Annotated in this window: 1 rRNA gene; it reads left to right on the top strand. The window is 53.0% G+C overall.

The window, feature by feature from the left end:
- Positions 1-117: 117 nt before the first annotated feature.
- Positions 118-1,117, top strand: a 16S ribosomal RNA gene (locus U5A58_RS40355); the annotation flags it as partial.

Here is a 1,117-nt window from a genome sequence, read left to right on the forward strand (position 1 = left end):
AGCAAAAGTATCAAGAGTCTCACACTAAAGTAAGTCAGGTTTTTGAATTTATTCAATGACCTGTCAGCTTTGAGTGAGCGACCGGTTTCGAGAGAAACCGAAAACAGTAACAGGTTTAAACTGAAGAGTTTGATCCTGGCTCAGATTGAACGCTGGCGGCATGCCTTACACATGCAAGTCGAACGGCAGCACGGGTGCTTGCACCTGGTGGCGAGTGGCGAACGGGTGAGTAATACATCGGAACATGTCCAGTAGTGGGGGATAGCCCGGCGAAAGCCGGATTAATACCGCATACGATCTTTGGATGAAAGCGGGGGACCTTCGGGCCTCGCGCTATTGGGGTGGCCGATGGCGGATTAGCTAGTTGGTGGGGTAAAGGCTCACCAAGGCGACGATCCGTAGCTGGTCTGAGAGGACGACCAGCCACACTGGGACTGAGACACGGCCCAGACTCCTACGGGAGGCAGCAGTGGGGAATTTTGGACAATGGGCGAAAGCCTGATCCAGCAATGCCGCGTGTGTGAAGAAGGCCTTCGGGTTGTAAAGCACTTTTGTCCGGAAAGAAATCCTTTTCGATAATACCGAGAGGGGATGACGGTACCGGAAGAATAAGCACCGGCTAACTACGTGCCAGCAGCCGCGGTAATACGTAGGGTGCAAGCGTTAATCGGAATTACTGGGCGTAAAGCGTGCGCAGGCGGTGATGTAAGACCGATGTGAAATCCCCGGGCTTAACCTGGGAACTGCATTGGTGACTGCATCGCTGGAGTATGGCAGAGGGGGGTAGAATTCCACGTGTAGCAGTGAAATGCGTAGAGATGTGGAGGAATACCGATGGCGAAGGCAGCCCCCTGGGCCAATACTGACGCTCATGCACGAAAGCGTGGGGAGCAAACAGGATTAGATACCCTGGTAGTCCACGCCCTAAACGATGTCAACTGGTTGTCGGGCCTTCATTGGCTTGGTAACGTAGCTAACGCGTGAAGTTGACCGCCTGGGGAGTACGGTCGCAAGATTAAAACTCAAAGGAATTGACGGGGACCCGCACAAGCGGTGGATGATGTGGATTAATTCGATGCAACGCGAAAAACCTTACCTACCCTTGACATGTACGGAA

The sequence above is a fragment of the Paraburkholderia sp. J7 genome, assembly GCF_905220155.1.
Lineage (GTDB): Bacteria > Pseudomonadota > Gammaproteobacteria > Burkholderiales > Burkholderiaceae > Paraburkholderia.